The 20,138-nt window shown below is 67.1% G+C and carries 13 protein-coding genes; 5 read left to right on the forward strand and 8 right to left on the reverse strand.

Going from position 1 to position 20,138, the window contains the following annotated elements; all coding sequences use genetic code 11:
* The 4 genes from SLW55_RS11860 to SLW55_RS11875 are packed head-to-tail and all read right to left on the reverse strand — an operon-like array spanning window position 1 to window position 4,308.
* Window positions 1-855: a sugar phosphate isomerase/epimerase gene (locus SLW55_RS11860; RefSeq protein WP_267093843.1), complete on the reverse strand. Its 855-nt coding sequence runs from the start codon at window positions 853-855 to the stop codon at window positions 1-3.
* A gap of 19 nt (window positions 856-874) precedes the next feature.
* Window positions 875-1,999, reverse strand: a complete 1,125-nt coding sequence (locus tag SLW55_RS11865; protein WP_320745180.1) for a Gfo/Idh/MocA family oxidoreductase — start codon at window positions 1,997-1,999, stop codon at window positions 875-877.
* Between the two features lie 11 nt (window positions 2,000-2,010).
* A complete protein-coding gene (locus tag SLW55_RS11870) occupies window positions 2,011-3,228 on the reverse strand; it encodes a nucleoside permease (protein ID WP_320745181.1) in 1,218 nt (405 codons plus the stop codon).
* 27 nt (window positions 3,229-3,255) lie between these two features.
* Entirely contained in the window at window positions 3,256-4,308 is a 1,053-nt protein-coding gene (locus SLW55_RS11875) for a sugar phosphate isomerase/epimerase family protein (RefSeq protein ID WP_267099556.1), read from the reverse strand.
* A gap of 95 nt (window positions 4,309-4,403) precedes the next feature.
* On the opposite strand from SLW55_RS11875, the gene SLW55_RS11880 reads away from it, so the two are divergent.
* Both SLW55_RS11880 and SLW55_RS11885 read left to right on the forward strand, forming a co-directional pair.
* The gene (locus tag SLW55_RS11880; RefSeq protein ID WP_267094154.1) at window positions 4,404-5,411 is read left to right on the forward strand and encodes a LacI family DNA-binding transcriptional regulator; all 1,008 of its coding nucleotides are present in this window, start codon (window positions 4,404-4,406) and stop codon (window positions 5,409-5,411) included.
* Between the two features lie 430 nt (window positions 5,412-5,841).
* Entirely contained in the window at window positions 5,842-7,605 is a 1,764-nt protein-coding gene (locus tag SLW55_RS11885) for a S9 family peptidase (protein ID WP_320745182.1), read from the forward strand.
* A gap of 320 nt (window positions 7,606-7,925) precedes the next feature.
* Here the strand turns inward: SLW55_RS11885 and SLW55_RS11890 are convergent, their stop codons facing one another.
* The 3 genes from SLW55_RS11890 to SLW55_RS11900 all read right to left on the reverse strand — a co-directional run bounded on the left by SLW55_RS11890 (window position 7,926) and on the right by SLW55_RS11900 (window position 12,040).
* Window positions 7,926-9,491, reverse strand: a complete 1,566-nt coding sequence (locus tag SLW55_RS11890) for an asparagine synthase-related protein (RefSeq protein ID WP_320745183.1) — start codon at window positions 9,489-9,491, stop codon at window positions 7,926-7,928.
* Window positions 9,492-9,605: 114 nt separating this feature from the next.
* Complete coding sequence (locus SLW55_RS11895; RefSeq protein ID WP_170268151.1) at window positions 9,606-9,770, reverse strand: hypothetical protein; 165 nt, start codon at window positions 9,768-9,770, stop codon at window positions 9,606-9,608.
* A 509-nt stretch (window positions 9,771-10,279) separates the two neighbouring features.
* Entirely contained in the window at window positions 10,280-12,040 is a 1,761-nt protein-coding gene (locus tag SLW55_RS11900; protein WP_320745222.1) for an oligopeptide:H+ symporter, read from the reverse strand.
* 598 nt (window positions 12,041-12,638) lie between these two features.
* Between SLW55_RS11900 and SLW55_RS11905 the strand changes: the two genes are divergently transcribed.
* The 3 genes from SLW55_RS11905 to SLW55_RS11915 all read left to right on the forward strand — a co-directional run bounded on the left by SLW55_RS11905 (window position 12,639) and on the right by SLW55_RS11915 (window position 18,706).
* A complete protein-coding gene (locus SLW55_RS11905; RefSeq protein WP_150411195.1) occupies window positions 12,639-14,597 on the forward strand; it encodes an oligopeptide transporter, OPT family in 1,959 nt (652 codons plus the stop codon).
* A 471-nt stretch (window positions 14,598-15,068) separates the two neighbouring features.
* The gene (locus tag SLW55_RS11910) at window positions 15,069-17,138 is read left to right on the forward strand and encodes a S9 family peptidase (RefSeq protein WP_320745184.1); all 2,070 of its coding nucleotides are present in this window, start codon (window positions 15,069-15,071) and stop codon (window positions 17,136-17,138) included.
* 323 nt (window positions 17,139-17,461) lie between these two features.
* A complete protein-coding gene (locus SLW55_RS11915) occupies window positions 17,462-18,706 on the forward strand; it encodes a DUF819 family protein (RefSeq protein WP_017909372.1) in 1,245 nt (414 codons plus the stop codon).
* A 202-nt stretch (window positions 18,707-18,908) separates the two neighbouring features.
* Here SLW55_RS11915 and SLW55_RS11920 read toward each other — a convergent pair whose 3' ends face one another.
* The gene (locus tag SLW55_RS11920) at window positions 18,909-20,117 is read right to left on the reverse strand and encodes an XVIPCD domain-containing protein (RefSeq protein ID WP_017909373.1); all 1,209 of its coding nucleotides are present in this window, start codon (window positions 20,115-20,117) and stop codon (window positions 18,909-18,911) included.
* Window positions 20,118-20,138 lie beyond the last annotated feature (21 nt).

Here is a 20,138-nt window from a genome sequence, read left to right on the forward strand (position 1 = left end):
CTAGCGCTGTGTGCTGGCGGGCAGATGTTCGCGCAGGTACTCCGCACTGGTCCGGACGACGCTGGCCGGGTCGCGCGGCTGGTCGTGCTCGATGATGTACCACTGCACGCCGCTCGCCGCCGCGGCAGGCAGGATCGCGTTCCAGTTCAGCACGCCCTTGCCGACCGCGGCGAAGCCGCCTTCGTCTTGGGCCTGGCCTTTCGGTGCGTTGTCCTTGGCGTGGACCGCGAACATGCGGCCCTTGAACTTGCCCAGCATCGTCGCCGGGTCGTAGCCCGCGCGCGCGACCCACGCCAGGTCCAGCTCGGTCTTGAGATCGGGGCCGGCCGCGGCGAACAGCAGTTCCAGGCCGGTCTTGCCATCGAAATCGACCAGCTCGAAATCGTGGTTGTGATAGGCCAGGCGCATGCCCTTGGCGCGTGCCCGCGTCGCGAGTTGGCCCAGTTCCTTGCCCAGTGCGGTCCAGCCTGCGGCATCGGTGGGCCGCTCCTTCTGGTCCAGGTAAGGCACCACCAGCGTCGTGTTGCCGATCGAGCGGTTGAAGGCCACCGCGCCGTCCAGGTCCTTGCGCAGGTCGGCCAGCTGCACGTGCGAGGAGATCGCCTTGATCGAATACTTGTCCAGCAACTGCTTGAGTTCCACCGCGCTCATGTTCTGCGTGCCGACCGTTTCCACCGCGCCCACGCCGGCGTCATGGACGATCTTCAACTGTTGGTCGAGCGTGCCGGCGTTGCGCAGCGAGTACATCTGCACTGCGATGGGGGCCTCCTGGCCGGCGGCGTCGCGTGCGAAGGCGGGCAGGGCCGCGAAGAGCAGCAGTGCGAGGGTTGCGGTTCTGCGTGTCGCTGTGTTCATCAAGAAGTCCTCCCGGGAGTCAGTCGATGGATGTCCAGCCGCGTGTCCTGGCCGATGCGATGACGCGATCGACGATCAGCGCCGAGCGCAGCCCGTCGTCGAAGGTGGGCAGGCCGTCCGGCCGCTCGCCGTCGATGGCGCGGTAGGTGTCGGCGACGAACGCCTCGAAGCAATCGCCGTAGCCCTGCGCGTGCCCGGCCGGCAGCGTCGCCAGCCGGCGCTGTTCGGCGCTGCCGGCACCCGGTCCGCGCACGAAGATTTCCTCGCGCTGGTCCGGCCGGCCGATCCACAGGCGTTCGGCGTCCTCCTGGTCGAACGCCACGCTGGCCTGGGCGCCATCGATCTCGAACCAGAGCCGATTGCGGCGCCCCGCCGAGACCTGGCTGACCGTCAACGAAGCCAGCGTGCCCGCGCCGGTTCGGAGCATCGCCATGGCCACGTCCTCGCTGGAGACCGCCTGCATCGCGCCGCCCGCCGCCGGCGTGGTGAAGCTCTGCCCGGTGTTGGTGCCGCGTTCGGCGATCACCGTCGCGAACGCCGCGCTGACCTCGGCGAAGCGCTCGCCGCTCACCCATTCCACCAGGTCGCACCAGTGCGAGCCGATGTCGGCGAATACGCGCGACGTGCCGCCCAGCGACGGGTCCACGCGCCAGTTGTTGCTGGCCGGATCCAGCAGCCAGTCCTGTAGATAGCTGCCGTGGATCAGGCGCAGCGGCCCCAGTTCGCCCTGGGCGATGCGGGCGCGCGCCTCGCGGACCACCGGGTGGTAGCGGTAGACGAAGGGCACCGTGGCGACCAGCCCGGTCGCGCGGGCCAGGGTCGCCAGCGCCCGCGCATCCTCCAGCGTGGTGGCCAGCGGCTTCTCGCAGATCACGTGCTTGCCGGCGTCCAGCGCCGCCTGCGCCATGGCGCGGTGCAGATGGTTGGGCGTGCAGACGTGCACGACCTGCACCTGCGGATCGGCGACCACCTCCTCGATGTCGCGATACGCATGCGGGACATCCCACGATTGCGCCACCTCGCGTGCGCGCTGCGGGGACGAGGCGGCGACGCCGCGGACCGAGGCGCCCGCCAGTAGTGCCGCGCGACGGTGCACGGCGCCGATCATGCCGGTGCCGACGATGGCGATTCCAAGCTTGGGCATCGGGGGGATCCTCAAGGCGCGGAGGGGGCGGCCGCGACGGCGGGCCGGTCGCGGAACAGCAGCAGGAAGGCGACCAGCACCACCAGTGCCACGCCGGCCGGGAACAGCCAGATCTGCCGCCAGTCCGGGCCCGCCGCGGTGGTGTAGTGCTCAACCACGGCGCCGGACAGGAAGGTGCCGATCAGCATGCCCACGCCGTACGTGGCCAGGGTGATGAAGCCCTGCGCGCTGCTGCGAGCGGCCGGGCCGGCGTGCGCATCGGTGTAGATCTGGCCGGTGACGAAGAAGAAGTCGTAGCAGATGCCATGCAGCACGATGCCGATCACCAGCAGGGAAAAGCCGCCGCCGGCATCGCCGAAGGCGAACATCGCGTAGCGCACCACCCACGCCGCCATGCCAACCGCCAGCATCGTCTTGACTCCCAGCCGCACGAATAGGAACGGCATGGCCAGCATCAGCAGGACTTCGGACACCTGGCCCAGCGACTGCAGGCCGGCCGCGCCGCGCACGCCCAGATCGTTGAGGTAGGGGTTGGTGAAGTTGTAGTAGAACGCCAGCGGGATGCAGATGGCGATGGACGCCAGGAAGAACACCAGATAGGAGCGCGACTTCAGCAGCCGCAGCGCGTCCAGCCCCAGGATCTGCCCCAGACCGGCATCGCGCTGGCGCGCCAGCGGCGGCGTGTGCGGCAGGGTGAAGGCATACAGGCCCAGGGCCAGCGAGGCCAGCGCCGCCATCCGGAAGGTCAGCTCGAGCCGATGCGCCTGTTCCCAGCCCAGCCAGCCGATCAGCACGCCGGCCACGATCCAGCCGACGCTGCCGGCCACGCGCACCGGCGGGAACTGCTTTTCCGGCGCTTGCATGTGCCGCATCGCCACGCTGTTGGCCAGCGCCAGCGTCGGCATGAACAGCAGCATGTAGCCCATCACGCAGGCAAAGAACACGCCGAAGCTCGTCGCCGTGGATGCCAGCCACATGAGTACCACACCGGCGAGATGCAGCACTCCCAGGATGCGCTGCGCCGCGAAGTAGCGATCGGCGATCAGGCCGACCAGGAACGGCGCGACGATGGCGCCGATGGACTGGCTGAGGAACGCCGTCGCCACCTGGCTCGCGCTGGCGTGCAGCGGCCCCTGCACCAGGTAGGTTCCCAGGGTCACGAACCAGGCGCCCCAGATGAAGAACTGCAGAAACATCATCGCGCCCAAGCGCGACATGGTGTGCGTCATGGCGTCCCCTCCCAGGGCGGTAATGACTCAGGTTCCCAGCATGCGGCGCAGCGATGCCGGATCGGCGCCGCTATCGGCGAAATCGTCGAAGGCGCGTTCGGTCACGCGGATGATGTGGTCGCGAATGAACGCGGCCCCTTCCCGCGCCCCGTCTTCCGGATGCTTCAGGCAGCACTCCCACTCCAGCACCGCCCAGCCGGGGAAATCGTATTGCGCGAACTTGGAGAAGATGGCCTTGAAGTCGACCTGGCCGTCCCCGAGCGAGCGGAACCGCCCCGGACGATCGATCCAGTCCTGGTAGCCGCCATAGACGCCGCTGCGCGCGCTGGCGCGATACTCCGCGTCCTTGACGTGGAAGATGCCGATGCGCGCGTGGTAGCGATCGATGAAACCCAGGTAGTCCATCTGCTGCAGCAGCAGGTGGCTGGGGTCGTACAGGATCTTGGCGCGGGGGTGCTGGTCGACCACGTCGAGGAAGCGCTCGAAGGTGGCGCCGTCGTGCAGGTCCTCGCCCGGGTGGATCTCGAAGCACAGGTCCACGCCGCAGGCGTCGAAGGCATCCAGGATCGGACGCCAGCGCCGGCCGAGCTCGGCGAAGGCTTCTTCCACCAGTCCGGGCGGGCGTTGCGGCCAGGGATAGAAGTAGGGCCAGGCCAGCGCGCCGGAAAACGTGGCATGCGCCGTCAGTCCCAGGCGCTGGCTGGCCTTGGCGGCCAACTGCAGCTGCTCCACCGCCCAGGCCTGGCGGGCGGCGGGGTTGCCGCGCTTGTCCGGCGGTGCGAAGCCGTCGAACAGGCCGTCGTAGGCGGGGTGGACGGCGACCAGCTGTCCCTGCAGGTGGGTGGACAGCTCGGTGATCTGCAGGCCATGCCCGGCCAGCATGCCGGCGAGGTCGTCGCAGTACGCCTGGCTGTGCGCGGCCTGGGCCAGATCGAACAGGTGGGGCGCGCTGGTCGGTATTTGTAGGCCAGAATAGCCCAGGCCCGCGGCCCATTCGGCCAGCGTGTCCAAGCGATTGAAGGGAGGTGTGTCGGCGATGAACTGTGCCAGGAACAGCGCTGGACCCTTGAGCGTCTTCAACGTGATTCGCCCTCATGCAATCGATTGAATCATCCTAGCATGGGCCTCCCGCAAGACCCGTTGTGCACTGCACAGCAGACACAAGAGCTCAGTTCATGGCGACAACCATCTACGACATCGCAAAGCACGTCGGCGTCACCGCGGGCACGGTGTCGCGGGCGCTTTCCCGGCCGGAAAAAGTCCTGCCCGCCACGCGCGCGCGCATCGAGCAGGCCGCCGCCGCGCTGGGCTATGTCCCCAACGCGGTGGCCAGGACGCTCAAGACCCAGCGCAGCGGCAAGCTCCTGGTCACCGTCCCGGACATCGCCAATCCCTTCTTCGCCCAGATCCTGCAGGGGGCGGAAGACGCCGCGCAGGCGGTCGGCTACGCCGTGCTGCTGGGCGATACCCAGCACCAGCCCGACCGCGAGGAGCGCTACGCGCAGATGCTCCCACGCAACGAGGCGGACGGCCTGATCGTGCTGGGGCACCGCTTGCCGCCGACGGCGCGTGAGATCGTCAAGCAGCAGGGCGACGCCGCGCCGGTGGTTAACGGCTGCGAGTTCGACCCGGCGCTGGGGATTCCCAGCGTCCACATCGACAACGCGGCCGCCGCGCGCGCCGTGATGGAACACCTGTATGGACTGGGGCACGTGCGGATCGCCGTGGTGGGCGGTCCGCCCGACAATCCCCTGCATCAGCAGCGACTGGAAGGAGTTCGCGCCTGCGCCAAGGCGCGCGGCCGCCTGCGCAACCTGACCGTCGTGCCGGGCGACTTCTCCGTGGAATCCGGCCATGCGGCGGCGATGGCGCTGTTGGGTCGTACACCCGCGCCGACCGCGATCTTCTGCTTCAGCGATCAAATGGCACTGGGTGCCCTGGCGGCCTGCCGGGACCTGGGAATCCGCGTGCCGGACGACCTGTCCATCGTCGGCTTCGATGATCTGGCCTCGTCCAGCTACCTCACGCCGCCATTGACGACCATCAGGCAGCCGATGCGGGAGATCGGTGTCCGCGCGGTCAACCTGCTGCTTGCCATCATCGAACGTGTGGACGTGCCGCTGCAGCAGACGCTGGACTTCAGCTTGATGGTGCGCGGGTCGACCGGCGCGCCGAGACAGTAGGTGACGCCAGGGCGGCGGCGATGTGCCTGATCGGTGCGCGCCGCCGTTTCCGCGGCAGATGACGGGCGTGCGGCCTCCGGGCAGCGCGCTTTTTCAGTTTCCAGCCCCGACGTCGCCGGAGGTTGGCGCCCAGCTTCCGGTGCGCCATCGGACAAACGCCTGGATTAGACTTCACATGTACGTCACGCCAACAGGAACAGGGGAACAGGGAATGAAGAGGGGACTGCACGCAGTCGCGTTGTTGTGTCTGCTGGGAGCGGGGAATGCATGGGCGCAGGTGGATCTGGCGCCGTATCTGGTCAAGGAGCAGGTCGAAACGCTGAAGTTGTCGCCGACCGGCGAGTACTACGCGGCGACGGTGCCGCTGGAGGATCGGACCGCGCTGGCGATCATGCGCCGTTCCGACAACAAGATCGTCGGCAGCTTCTCGATGGAGAAGAACACCCACGTCTCCGATTTCGTGTGGGTCAACGACACGCGCGTGCTGTTCAACATGGTTCAGAAGATCGGGCAGCGGGACCAGCCCTGGGGGACCGGAGAACTGTTCGCGATCAACGCCGACGGCGGGGCGGCGGAGCTGTTGGTGGGCCAGCGCGTGACCGGCAACGGGCCGGGGACGCTGATCCAGACCAAGAAGGTGGAGAAGGTTGCCGCGTATTTCGTTGGTTCGCTGCCCGGCGACGACCGCAACGTCATCATCCAGGCGCAGCCGTTCAGCACCAGCCAGGATCCTTATAGCCGCACCGAAATCATGGACGTCTATAGCGGCCGCCGGCGGTTGCTGACCGGTTCGCCCAAGGTGCGCGGCGCGGATTTCTACAGCGATGAGCAAGGTAAGGTGCGCTTCGCCTTGGGCGCGGATGCCGACAATGCCAAGAAGCTGTTCTATCGCGATGCGCAGGGCAGCGACTGGAAGCTGATCAATGACGAAAACGTCAGCCATCACGTGGAGACGCCGATCGGTTTTTCCGAAGACGGGCATGTCGCGTATCTGCAGGTACAGCAGGCGAAGGGGAGTGACGTCATCGAGTCGTGGAATACCGACAGCGGCGAGCGCAAGGTGGTGGCACGCGATGTGCTGGCCGATCCCTATCGGATCATGTATCGCCATGGCACCCATGTCCCGGTCGGGATCGAAGTGCTGGGCGACAAGCCGCGGAGCCTGTTTTTCGATGACGCCTCGCCCGAAGCCAAGACCCAGCGCTCGCTGGAAGCGGCCTTCCCGGGGCAGGCAGTCTATGTCACCTCCAGCACGCGCGACGGCCGGCTCAACCTGGTCAACGTGCAGTCCGGTCGCAATCCGGGCGAGTTCTACCTGTTCGACACCGTCGCCAAGAAGGCCGATTTCGTGTTCGCACGCCGTGCGGCACTGCAGCCGCCGAAGCTGGCCGAGGTGCGGCCGATCGCGTTGCAGGCGCGAGATGGCCTGCCACTGCATGGGTTCGTGACCCTGCCGGCGGCGGCCAAGTCCGGCAAGGTGCCGATGGTGGTGATGCCGCATGGCGGACCGTTCGGGATCTTCGACAACGGCATGTTCGATGAGGATGCGCAGATCCTGGCCAGCGCCGGTTACGCGGTGCTGCAGGTCAATTATCGGGGTTCCGGCAACTACGGGCGCGCTTTCCAGCAGGCCGGCGCCGGCCAATGGGGCGGCAAGATGCAGGACGACGTCACCGATGCCACGCGCTGGGCGATCGACCAGGGCATCGCCGACCCGCAGCGCATCTGCATGTACGGTGCCAGCTATGGCGCCTATGCGTCGTTGATGGGCGTGGCCAAGGAGCCGACGCTGTATCGCTGCGCGGCAGGCTATGTCGGCGTCTACGACCTGCCGATGATGTATGTCAGGGGCGATGCCCAGCTGCGCGATGCCAGCCAGAATTTCTTGCGCGAATGGATGGGGACGGGCGATGGATTGGCCGCGATTTCGCCGGTCAATCTGGCCGACAAGATCAAGGTGCCGGTGTTCCTGGCCGCTGGCGGCGAGGACGAGCGCGCGCCCATCCAGCACTCCAAAAAGATGGAAGCCGCCCTGAAGAAGGTGGGCGTACCGGTGGAGACGCTGTACGTCCCGACCGAGGGCCATGGCTTCTACACCGAAGCGCATCGTCGCGAGTTCTACACCCGCCTGCTGGCGTTCCTGAGCAAGTCGCTGGGCGGTGCGCAGGCGGCACCGGTGGCAGCGAAGCAGTAAGTGGCCGGCGCCTGACCAGGCGCGCCGAGGTTCCATGCGCCAAAGCTGTGCGGCATCAGTGCGGTCCGGTGCTTCCGGATCGCACTGATGCGGGGTGAATGCCCTAGCTCAGTGTGAGCAAGTGGCACTTGGAGGTCTTGCCGCCGTCATCGTCGTGGATGGCGCGGGGCTGAGTCTGCCCCTGCTCAGCGTGTGCCGCGGGCTGATCTGCGAGGTGAAAACTGGCGCAGCATCAAGTGCCGACCACCGCTTCGACACCGTCGTGCAGCCACATCCGGGTCTGCCGGGACGGCCGCTTCGAGACCTGCTGAGTGCGACTGTCAGGCAAACTGCCGAACGAAGCGCTCCAGCCAAAGGAACGAGATCAACGGTGCCGTCAGCGGACGCGCGCGCGTCGCCACCAACTCGTCCAGCAATTGCAGTGCGGCGTCTCGGTCGACCAAGCCCAAGTCGGCGAGGGCGCATTCGCTCAACTGCATGGCGATCGTCTTGGCGTGATGTGCGATCAACTCCGGGAGCACATGCGCGAACGTTTCCTTGCAATAATCTCGCGGAAATATGTCGCCTACGTTGGCCCGTAAATAGCGCCACATCGTTTCTCGCTCTTTACGGCACTCGAGGGGAAGGCCCCGACAGAAAGCCACCAGATGTGGATCGCTTAAGGGATTGACCGGCCAGAGGCCTCGCCGAAGCAGATGGGGAGCCTGGCACGCGTTCGACGCCAATACGGATGCAGACAACAGGCCGGTGGGAGCATCAAATCCACTGATCGAACGCGATGCAGTGAGCGCTCGGGGCGTCAACAACAGATTCGCGCGACGTTTGGCTTCTGCAGCCACCCCGCTGCCGGGGCCTGCGGCGGGATGTTCCTCGTTCCGGTACATTGGGAACAACTGGTCTCCGCCAATGCCGGTGAAAAGCCATTCGCTTTCCTGTGCTTGAGCGCAGTCCCATAAATGTTCGAACGCTTCGAGATAGAACTCGACAAGGGGATAGTCCGGTCGAGCCGCACTCGGTTGCAGATCGAGCGTTGGTGGAAATGAAACGATAGGGACGCTCGTGTCGCGAAGGCCGAGCTTTTCAACAAGCATGCGACGGCGTTGTGCCTGGTTTTGATTGTCTCCCTCGTCGAGCAAGATTCCAAAGCTCAGGATGTTGTCATGCGATCGCGTCAGAGCGCATGCAACGGTCGCCGAATCCATGCCCCCACTCAACTCCGTGGCCACCCGCTTCGACGCGGGACGAATCGAAATGGCACGATGCAACAACTGCTCGAATCGCCCTGCGCCGTAGTCGATCAGTGCTTCTTGGGAAGGTGATCCGATTTCAGCAGGCGAAGGATAGACGTAACGCGTCTTGCCCGGCTCGGCGTAAAGCGTGGCGCGTTCTGTCAGCATTACGACACCCGAACACAGCTGTCTGGCGGAGTAGTCCGCGTTAAGTGCGAGACGCCGACTGGCCATCTCCAGGTCGATGGTGGTGGGTCGGGAAAAAAAGTCGGCCAGATCGTAGGAGATTTCTACTGCGTCATCGGTGACCCGGCAATAGACCGGCGCCGATGCGAGAAGGCCCGCGCGCAATTTCAGTCGGGATCCGGCCTGGGCCACTTCGATCATGAGATAATCAAGCGGCCATAGCAGAGCCTCTTTGTATAGCCGGTTGAATTGATCGGCATCGACCAGCACGCCCGTATCGTCTTTTTTCCATTCGACGTCCGTGCAGCGCTCGCGTACCGTCGCGAACCACTGTCCCTGCGTGCGAACCACGACGGTTTCCAGCGCAGGGTGACGGTAGGGCGCGATCTGGCTGTTCCCGAGACACAGGATACTGTCCTGCCAAACCGGGGAATGTTCGAGGTCGGAAAAAGCGACGTTGGCCTTGATCATGGCGACGCGGCTGCCTGCGATCGGCGTCGGATGGTTATCGCGCTTTAGAACAGAAGAGCGCCGCCTGATGGCGGCGCTCTTTATCGCGATGCCTTTGGTGCAATCGCCGTCGTTTTAGCCGCCAGGTTGCGTGGAGTACCCGCGAGAATCCTCACCAAGATAAGGCTTCATCTCGCAGACGCCAGGCGCTGCGATATTTTGCATGGGTTCGTCGAGCTGGATAGCGAAAGGATTGGATGGAGAATCTTGTTTCTCAAGCTTGCCATCTTGGATTTTCATCACAAAGCTCCTTTTCTAGATGTCGTCATGCGGCGACGAGCAGAACCTAGCACCGCGCCTGTAGCAAGACAAGATCTTTAAGATTTCAATAGTTTCATATGAAAATATTGTATTGAGAGGTTCAAATGCCGATCTGCGTTGCCCATGCACCACTAATGCGCATTGAGGCGACGCTTGGGGGGGGGGGGGCTGTGTGCCGGTGGGGAGGATGCCCCGGCGGGGGCCATGGATTCCATGCCGAAGCGCATCGCTGGGCGTTCTACACTCGCGCGCTGGAACTGCTGAGTGCTCGCTGTGCAGCACGTAGGCGGTGCCGGCATCGGCCAAACCGTGAGCGCTTGCACCTGACCATGTGCGCTCCAGGCGGCCGCATCGCTGTTGCGCTGGCTCTGGTTGGATCTGTGGCGCAGCACAACTAGCAGGACTTATCGCCGAGGTCGTCCTTGACCATGCGAAATGCGCTGTGTCGATGTGAAACGGTTGCGTCTCCGATCGGGCGACGCAGTTCCTCAACGCACCCCATGCATCATCCGCCGCAGCAGCGGCGCGGCGAGGAAGGCCAGTACCGCGCAGCCCACGCCGATCCACAGCAGCAGCCAGAACAGATGCGCGTACTTGGCCGCGGCGTCGGCGACGTTGAGGGTCTGGCCATCCGGCACCTCGATCGCGGCCAGCTTGCCGAACAGCGCCGCCAGCGCCTCGGAGAACGCCGTGGCCAGGAACCAGGTGCCCATCATCAGGCTGACCACGCGCGGCACCGCGAGTTGGGTCACCGCCGACAGGCCGACCGGCGACAGGCACATTTCGCCGGCCTCCAGCACGAAGTAGGCCAGCACCAACCACCACACGCTCGCCATCTGGCCGGTCGCGCCGACCTGTTGCGCGGCCAGTGCCAGTGGCACGAAGGATAGGCCGGCCAGCAACAGCCCCATCGCCGACTTGGCCGGCTTGGACGGCTCGCGTCCGCGCCGCGCCAACCACGCCCACAGAGCGGCGAACAGCGGCGCCAGCAACACCAGGAACAGCGCGCCCAGATAGGTCAGGGAGCCGGCGGTCTGCGGCAGCACCAGGCAGTCGCGGATCAGGAACAGCAGCATCAACGCGCTGACCGCGACGAACAGCCGCCGCGGCGCCGACGAGCCGGGGCGGCGGTCGGACAGCGAGGCCGCCAGCACGAAGCCCAGCGGCGCCAGCAGCAGCGAAGCGATCGACCAGGGCAGGGGGGTGCCGTCGCGGATCACCAGCGACGGCACGATGTCCTTGGTCATCAGCCGGTCGGTGAAGGTGACCCACGAGCCGTAGGTCTGCTCGTACAGGGTGAAATACACCAGCGCCATCGCGATCAGCACCATCAGCGCGATCATCTGCTGGCGCTGCACCGGCGTGCACTGGGTGCCGGTGAACCAGGCGAACCACAGCAGTACCGCGCCGAGCACCAGCAGCATCAGCAGCAGGGCCAGGGAAATTTCCCCACCCAGGCTGAAGGCGCCGTTGGCCGCGGCCCACATCAGCGCGGCCACCGGCAGCACGCCCAGCACGGCGCACAGGTAGATCGCCCATTCGCGCGGCACGCCGAGCACGCGCTCGCGCAGCAGCGCCGGCTGCGCCGGTTCGGCGTGGCCGTGCAGGTATTTCTGGCCCCACAGGAACATGCCCAGGCCGAGCAGCATGCCGATGCCTGCCGCGCCGAAGCCGTAGCGCCAGCCGTAGGCCTCGCCCAGGAAGCCGCAGACCAGCGAGGCGAACAGCGCGCCGAGGTTGATGCCAGCGTAGAACAGCGAGAAGCCGGCGTCGCGGCGCGGGTCGTCGGCCGGATACAGCTTGCCGACGATGGTGGAGATGTTGGGCTTGAGGAAGCCCACGCCCATGATGATCAGCGCCAGCGACAGATAGGTCACGCTCAGCGATGCGGTGTCGCGGACCACCTCGCCGTTGATGCGGGCGGCGGCGTGGCCCTCGAAGGCCATGCCGATGTGGCCGAGCACCAGCAGCAGGCCGCCGAACACCACCGCCTTGCGCATGCCCAGCCAGCGGTCGGCGAGCAGCCCGCCAAGCACCGGCACGCAGTACACCAGGCCGCCGTAGGCGCCGAGCAGGTCGAGCCCGGCGTCGTCGCCGAACAGGTGGTACTTGGTGAGGTACAGCAGCAGCAGCGCCTTCATGCCGTAGAAGGAGAAGCGCTCCCACATCTCGGTGAAGAAACAGACGTAGACGCCCTTGGGATGGCCGAGGAAATCGTCGCGCGCGTCGCGCAGCGGCAGGGAGGACACGGACACGGCGATTCTCGGCGCAGGAAGGCAGCGGCGGAGTATAGGCGCGCGGACGCCCGCTCGAATGGCGGCGCGCGGCATGGGTGGTTCGGCGGCGGTCGTACCCTCACCCCAACCCCTCTCCCGGTCGGAGAGGGGCTAACGCCGTTCCTTCTCCCGTCGGGACCACGGCCCCATTCTCGGGGGGAAGGTGCCCCGCAGGGGCGGATGAGGATCGGGCAGCGCCTGGGTGGCTGGGGTGTGCTGCGTGACGCCGCACCCTCACCCCAACCCCTCTCCCGGTGGGAGAGGGGCTAGCGCCATTCCTTCTCCCCTCGGGACCACGGCCCCCTTCTCGGGGGGAAGGTGCCCCGCAGGGGCGGATGAGGGTTGGGCAGCGCCTGCATGGCTGGGGTGTGCTGCGCGCCGCCGTACCCTCACCCCAACCCCTCTCCCGGTGGGAGAGGGGCTACCAGCTGCCTCAGCCTCTGCAAATCCCCAATCCCGAATCCCCAATCCCCGCCCCCAGGCATGTGCCACAAGCTGGGCACCGCGATGCTGGACTTGCCCGGCCCCAGACGCTAGCGTGCAAAGCGTTTTTGTCGTTTCAGGGGTAACCATGAACAACGCTGCCGCGCCGCGCCAGCTCACGTTCCGTGCCGTGGTGCTGGCGATCGTGCTGGCCGTGGTGCTGTCCGCCGCCAATGCCTACCTCGGTCTGTTCGCCGGCCTGACCATCGCCACCGCGATTCCGGCGGCGGTGGTGTCGATGGGGGTGCTGCGCCTGCTCGGCGGCGGTTCCATCCTCGAGAACAACATCGTGCAGACCGGCGCCTCGGCCGGTTCCTCGATCGCGGCCGGGGTGATCTTCACCATCCCGGCGCTGGTGATCATGGGCTACTGGCCGGACTTCAAGTACTGGTGGGTGCTCGGCATCGCCGGCATGGGCGGCCTGCTCGGGGTACTGTTCTCGGTGCCGCTGCGGCGCTCGATGATCGTCGAGGATCCGCTGCCGTTCCCGGAGGGCAAGGCCGCCGCGGAAGTGCTCAAGGCCGGTGAGAATCCCGGGCCGGGGCTGAAGATCCTGGGCCTGTCGGCAGCGATCGGCGGGCTGGTCAAGCTCGGCGCTGCCAGCGGCCTGAAGGTGATTCCGGATACCTGGGCGCAGGCCGCATACATCGGCAGCAGCAAGATGGTCGGCTACGTCGGCACCAATCTGTCGCCGGCGTTGCTGGGCGTGGGCTACATCGTCGGGCTCAACGTCGGCATCGTGGTGCTGTCCGGCTCGATCCTGTCCTGGCATCTGGCCATCCCGCTGTACCAGCAGTTCTTCATGGGCTCCGACCCGGCGCTGGCGCAGAGCCTGGTCAATGCGCCGGCGGCCGAAGCGGCGTTCGGCATCTGGGCGGCCAAGGTGCGCTATCTGGGCGTGGGCGCGATGCTGATCGGCGGCGTGTGGACGCTGTTCTCGCTGCGCAAGTCGCTGCTGTCGGGCGTCAAGAGCGGCTTCGCCGCGGCGCGCAAGAGCACCGGCGGCGCCGCGGTGGCCGAGACCGATCGCGACCTGCCGATGAAGTGGATGCTGGTCGCGCTGCTGCTGTGCACGCTGCCGCTGCTGGGCCTGTACCAGGCCATCGTCGGCCAGTGGCACGTCAGCGTGCCGATGACCCTCATCATGATCGTCGCCGGTTTCCTGTTCGTCTCGGTGTCCGGCTACCTGGCCGGCCTGATCGGCTCGTCGAACAACCCGGTCTCCGGCATCACCATCTCCACCATCCTGTTCGCCTCGGCGGTGCTGGTGCTGCTGCTCGGGCGCGATTCGCCGATCGGCGCGGTCGCCGCGATCATGATCGGCGCGGTGGTGTGCTGCGCCGCCGCGGTGGGCGGCGACAACCTGCAGGATCTGAAGGCCGGCTACCTGGTCGGCGCCACGCCGTGGAAGCAGCAGCTGATGCTCGCGATCGGCGCGTTCTCTTGCGCGTTGATCATGGCGCCGGTGCTGAATCTGCTGGCCCAGGCCTATGGCATCGGCGCAGCCACGCCGCAGCATCCCAATGCGCTGGCGGCGCCGCAAGCCACGCTGATGGCGTCGGTGGCCAAGGGCCTGTTCGGCGGCGAGTTGCCGTGGACCATGATCGGCATCGGTGCTGGCGTCGGTGCGGCGATCATCGCGCTGGACGAGTGGCTGAAGAAGACCGGCAAGCGCTTCCGCGTGCCGGTGCTGGCCGCGGCGATCGGCATTTACCTGCCGCTGGAGCTGATGGTGCCGATCTTCCTCGGCGGCCTGCTGACCCACCTGGTCGAGCGCTTCCACAAGATCCGCGCTGATGACGAGGAGGGCCGCGATCGCGTGCACCGCCCGGGCACGCTGTTCGCCGCGGGCCTGATCACCGGTGAGGCGTTGATGGGCATTGCGATCGCGGTGCCGATCGTGGCCTCGGGCCGCGCCGACGTGCTGGCGCTGCCGGAAGCATTCCACCTCAACCAGTGGTACGGCCTGGCGCTGCTGGCCTTCGTCGGCTGGCTGCTGTACCGCACCGGCCGCAAGGGCGAAGCCGCGGCCGCGCCGCGCACGTAACCGGCGCAATCGCCTCCTGCAACGCAACATCCGAAGCCCGGCCCCGCGCCGGGCTTCGCTTTTTCCGACCGGGCCCGCGCGCCGCACTTGCCGATCACATCAGCTTCTCGCTGGCTGCTCCGCGCCGCGTGGGTCGCAAAGACCGAATCTTGCCCCGGCCGCGTGCGCCTCCCGCGGTCCGCCTCACCACCAAGGCCAGCTTCGGCACCGGCCTGCTGCACTTCGCCGTATCAGTGCTTCGCGGTCACTCCCGATCCACCACGCTCATCTGGCCGCGGTATGGCCACGGTCCGCTTGCTATCCGAAACCGGGTCAGTGCGGGTCTTCGTAATCACAGCCGGGCCAGCGCCCCGCGCTTCCCAATCCCCAATCCCGATTCCCCATTCCCAGCTCTTCCATGACTTCAGTCCTTTGCGCCACGCCCACCGCGGCCCCTACCATCGACGTTTTGCCGTGTTCCGGAGACGCCCGATGACCCTGCGCTACGCCTTGCTGCCCCTGGCCCTGCTGACCGCGCTGCCCGCGCTGGCCGCCACCCGCGGTTTCGAAGTTCGCGACATGGTCGCGCTGGACCGGGTGTCCTCGCCGCTGCTGACGCCCGATGGCGGCACGGTGATCTTCGCCAAGCGGCAGATGGACAAGGCGCTGGAGAAGTCCAGCACCAGCCTGTGGCTGCGCGACCTGCGCACCCGCGATGCGGCGCCGCCGAAGCGGCTGACCCCGGAAGGCTGGAACGTCAACTCGCCGGAACTGTCGGCCGACGGCAAGACCGTGTACTTCCTCAGCGCCAAGTCCGGCCGCCAGCAGCTGTACGCGCTGCCGCTGGCCGGCGGCGCGCCGCGCCAGCTCACCGATTTCGCGCTGGACGTGGACAGCTACCGCATCGCCCCGCAGGGCGACCGCGTGGCCTTCAGCGCCGGCGTGTTCCAGGACTGCGGCTCGGACCTGGCCTGCACGCAGAAGCGCCTGGACGCCAAGAAGCAGGCCAAGGCCACCGGCGTGGTGTTCGACCAGTTGTTCGTGCGCCACTGGGATACGTGGAACGATGGCCGCCGCAACAGCCTGTTCGTCGCGCCGCTGCCGGCCGGCGCCAAGGCCAAGCCGGTCGCCGGCGCCTCGGCGGTCAGCGTGACCCTGGCCGGCGACATCCCCTCCAAGCCGTTCGGCGGCAGCGAGGACTACACCTGGGCGCCGGACGGGCAGTCGCTGGTCGCCAGCGTGCGCGTGGCCGGCCGCGAGGAACCGTGGTCGACCAACTTCGACCTGTACCGGCTGGACGCCGCCGGCAAGGCTGCGCCGGTCAACCTGACCGCGTCCAACCCGGCCTGGGACGCCGGCCCGGTGTTCTCCGCCGACGGCAAGACCCTGTTCTACCGTGCGATGAAGCGCCCCGGCTTCGAGGCCGACCGCTTCGGCCTGATGGCCATGGACGTGGGCAGCGGCAAGACCCGCGAGATCGCTCCGCAGTGGGACCGTTCCGCCGGCGAGATCGTGCTGTCGGCCGACGGCAAGACCGTCTACACCACCGCCGACGACATGGGCCAGCACCCGCTGTTCGCGGTCGACGTGGCCGATGGCAAGGTCCGCACCGTGGCCGCCGACGGCAGCGTCGGCTCACCGGTCCTGGCCGGCACCACCCTGGCCTTCACCCGCAACAGCCTCAAGAGCGGCGACCAGATCGTGGTCGCCGACGCCGATGGCCAGCAGCCGCGCGCCATCACCCCCAGCGCCGGCGAACTGCTGCCGGACGTGAAGTTCGGCGACTACGAGCAGTTCTCGTTCAAGGGCTGGAACAACGACACCGTGCACGGCTATGTGGTCAAGCCGTACAACTACCAGGAAGGCAAGACCTATCCGGTGGCGTTCCTGATCCACGGCGGCCCGCAGGGCAGCTTCGGCAACGGCTGGAGCTATCGCTGGAACCCGCAGACCTATGCGGGGCAGGGCTACGCGGTGGTGATGATCGACTTCCACGGTTCCACCGGCTACGGCCAGGCCTTCACCGATGCGATCAGCCAGCACTGGGGCGACCGCCCGCTGGAAGACCTGCAGAAGGGCTGGGACGCGGCGCAGAAGCAGTACGGCTTCCTCAATGGCGACAAGGCCTGCGCGCTCGGCGCCAGCTACGGCGGCTACATGGTCTACTGGATGGCCGGCAACTGGAACAAGCCGTGGAAGTGCCTGGTCGACCACGACGGCGTGTTCGACAACCGCATGATGGGCTACGCCACCGAGGAGCTGTGGTTCAGCGAGTGGGAGAACGGCGGTACGCCGTGGCAGAACCCGGCCGGCTACGAAAAGTTCAACCCGATCCTGCACGTGGACAAGTGGAAGGTGCCGATGCTGGTGATCCATGGCCAGCAGGATTTCCGCATCCCGATGGAGCAGGGCCTGGCCGCGTTCGGCGCGCTGCAGCGCAAGGGCATCGAGTCCAAGTTCCTGTACTTCCCGGACGAGAACCATTGGGTGCTGAAGCCGCAGAACAGCATCCTCTGGCACGACACGGTCAACGGCTGGCTGAAGCAGCATATCGGGCAGTGAGGGGACCTGGGGCCTGGGTTTCCCGGGCCCCTTCTGGGAATACGGCCCAGGTCCCGGGATTCGGGATTCGGGATTCGGGATTTTCCCGCGATCCCGGTAATCCGATGGCCCTTGTGGGAGGGGCTTCAGCCCCGACGCCTTACCGCTAAAGCGTCGGGGCTGAAGCCTCTCCCACAAAAACAACAGGGCGCTTGCAGCGCATCGCTCCTGCGAATTCACCCGCGGCCTGTTGCTCTCTTTCGATCTTTGTTGACACCTCCAAACCTCCAATCGCGGCGCACGAATCCCGAATCCCCACTCCCGAATCCCCGCCCTAAAGCCCGATGCCCTCGACGCCCCTGATCACCAACGACATCGTCATCTTCGGCCTGATCGCCGCCACCCTGGGCGCGGTGTTCTGGACCGCGGCGCGGCCGTCGGGAGTCTGGAAGCGCTTCTACGGCTTCGTGCCGGCGCTGCTGTTGTGCTACCTGATTCCCGGCATCTACAACACCGTCGGGCTGATCGACGGCCAGCACAATTCGCTCTACAACCCGGTCGCGCGCGACGTGCTGCTGCCGGCGGCGCTGGTGCTGCTCACCCTCACCATCGATCTCAAGGGCATCCTGCGGCTGGGGCCGAAGCTGGTGGCGATGTACCTGGGCGCGTCCTTCAGCATCATGCTCGGCGCGGTGGTCGCGTTCCAGGTGATGAAGTGGCTGCATCCGGTGACCGTGGCCGGCGACACCTGGGCCGGCATGGCCGCGTTGGCCGGCAGTTGGATCGGCGGCGGCGCCAACATGCTGGCGATGCGCGAAGTGTTCCAGGTCGATGCCACCACCTTCGGCCAGTTCGCGGTGGTCGACGTCGGCGTCGGCTACGTGTGGATGGCGCTGCTGATCTTCTTTGCGCAACGTGCGCCGGCGATCGATGCGCGCACTGGCGCCGACACCCGCGGCATCGACGACCTCAAGCAGCGCATCGCCCACTTCCAGGCTCAGCACGAACGCGTGGCCAGCCTCACCGACCTGATGCTGATCGTCGGCGTGGCCTTCGGCGCGGTCGGCCTGGCGCATGCGATCGCCACTCCCACGGCGGCGTGGTTCGACGCGAACGTGAGTTGGGCCAAGCAGTTCAGCCTCGGCTCGCCGTTCGTGTGGGTGGTGGTGCTGGCGACCACCTTCGGCCTGCTGCTCAGCTTTACCCGCGCGCGCACCCTCGAGGGCGCCGGCGCCTCGCGCATCGGCACGCTGCTGCTGTATTTCCTGATCGCCTGCATCGGCATGCAGATGGATCTGCTGGCGCTGTTCGACCGGCCCTGGATCTTCGCGCTCGGCCTGATCTGGCTCATCGTGCACGTTCTGCTGCTGCTGGCGCTGGGCAAGCTGCTGCGGGTGCCGTTCTTCTACTTCGCGATCGGCTCGCAGAGCAACGTCGGCGGCCCGGCCTCGGCGCCGGTGGTGGCGGCCGCGTTCCATCCGGCGCTGGCCCCGGTCGGCGTGCTGCTGGGCACGATGGGCTACGCCACCGGCACGTACCTGGCCTATCTGGTTGGGATCACCCTGCGCGCGATGGCCGGCGCTGGCTGAGCCGCGGCGGCGTGACCGCCGCAGCCTGTTCGCGTGCGGCAGTGCGATGTGGGAGCCGGCGCTGGGACTGCCGCCGTACATCGCGGGCGTGGATCTGGGGCGCTGCGTCCGGCGGTGTGCCTGCGAAACTGCTGGTCTGGGTGGTGGACGCCACGGCAGGCGTCGGCGTGGACGCCTGCCGTGATGCAGTCGCAGGCGGCGACTACTGCATCGCCACGCTGCGCTGCCGTTCTTCCTGCTGCTGCGGCGGCGCCTGCAGGTTCTGTTGCTGCAACTGGCCGACGTTGGCCTGCGACGGCTCGTGGGCCGCAGCCGCGGTCTGGACCTGGCTGCGCAGGTGCGCCGGGTTCTCCGGTTGCCCCTGGACCGCGAACAGTCGGTCGCCATCGCGGCTGGGCAGCACTTGGTCGATGCGCTGCAGGCCGTCCTGGCCGGCGCGCGCGGCGACGCTGGCGGCGGTGTTGAGGAAGGCTGCGTCGTCGTGCAGGCCGAGCCGGTCGCGCTGGCCGTCCAACTGCACCACCGCGTCGTTGAACAGGCGGCTGCCGGTCGACAGCGAACCGGATTGCCCCTGGCTCTGGACCTGACCCTGGCTCTGGTTCTGCGCCAGGTCCTCGGCCTTCATCACCGAATCGATGCCGTGCAGGTCCAGGCGATGCTTGAGCATCATCCCGGGGATCAGGCGCTGGCCGAACGACAGCGGGTCCGGTTCCGGCAGCTGGATTTGGTGGCCGGCGGCGTCGGGCATCAGGCCGCGGGTCAGCAGGTTGTCTTCCTGCAGGTAGGTCAGCAGTTCGTTCTTGACGTGATAGCCGCGGATCAGCCCGTCGGCGGCATAGGCCTTGGCCGCGTCGGCATCCAGCCCTTCGCGCTCGAGCGTCTTGTTGTTGACCCCGGCGGCGTTGAAGGTCACCGCCGGCACGTCGTTGACCATCGACGAGGCCGCGGCCAGGCCGCCGCCCAGCGAGTGCCCGGAGATCAGCAGGTTGTCGCCGAAGGCCTGCTTGGCCTGGCTGCCGAGCTGGATCGCCGAGGCGTACTGCGCGTCGGAAAAGCCCAGGCCCTGGCCAAGGTTGTGTTTCCAGTCCTTCAGTTCGTCGGTGCCGCAGAAGCCCAGCACCACGTTGCCCTGCGGGTTGCGGTAGAACGCGGCATCGAAGCCGCTCTTGGCGTCGTGCTGCAGGCTGGGATCGATGCCGGCGCGCTGCAGCGCGGCGTCGTCCATGCGCGACCAGCCATCGGGCAGCGCGGCGAAGGTCTCGGCGCCGCCGGCGCGGCGTTCGGCCGCGGTGTGGTAGAGGTCCTGCAACAGTGGCGGCAGTTGCCGGTCCACGGCCTGTGGCTGCTGGCCGCGGACGGCGTCGGAGAAGGAGGTGGACGGATCGGACGGGGAAAGCTCGTTCTGGTTCATGCGCGGCTCCGTGCGAATGTG

This window comes from Xanthomonas sp. LF06-19, assembly GCF_034105425.1.
Classification (GTDB): domain Bacteria; phylum Pseudomonadota; class Gammaproteobacteria; order Xanthomonadales; family Xanthomonadaceae; genus Xanthomonas_A; species Xanthomonas_A sontii.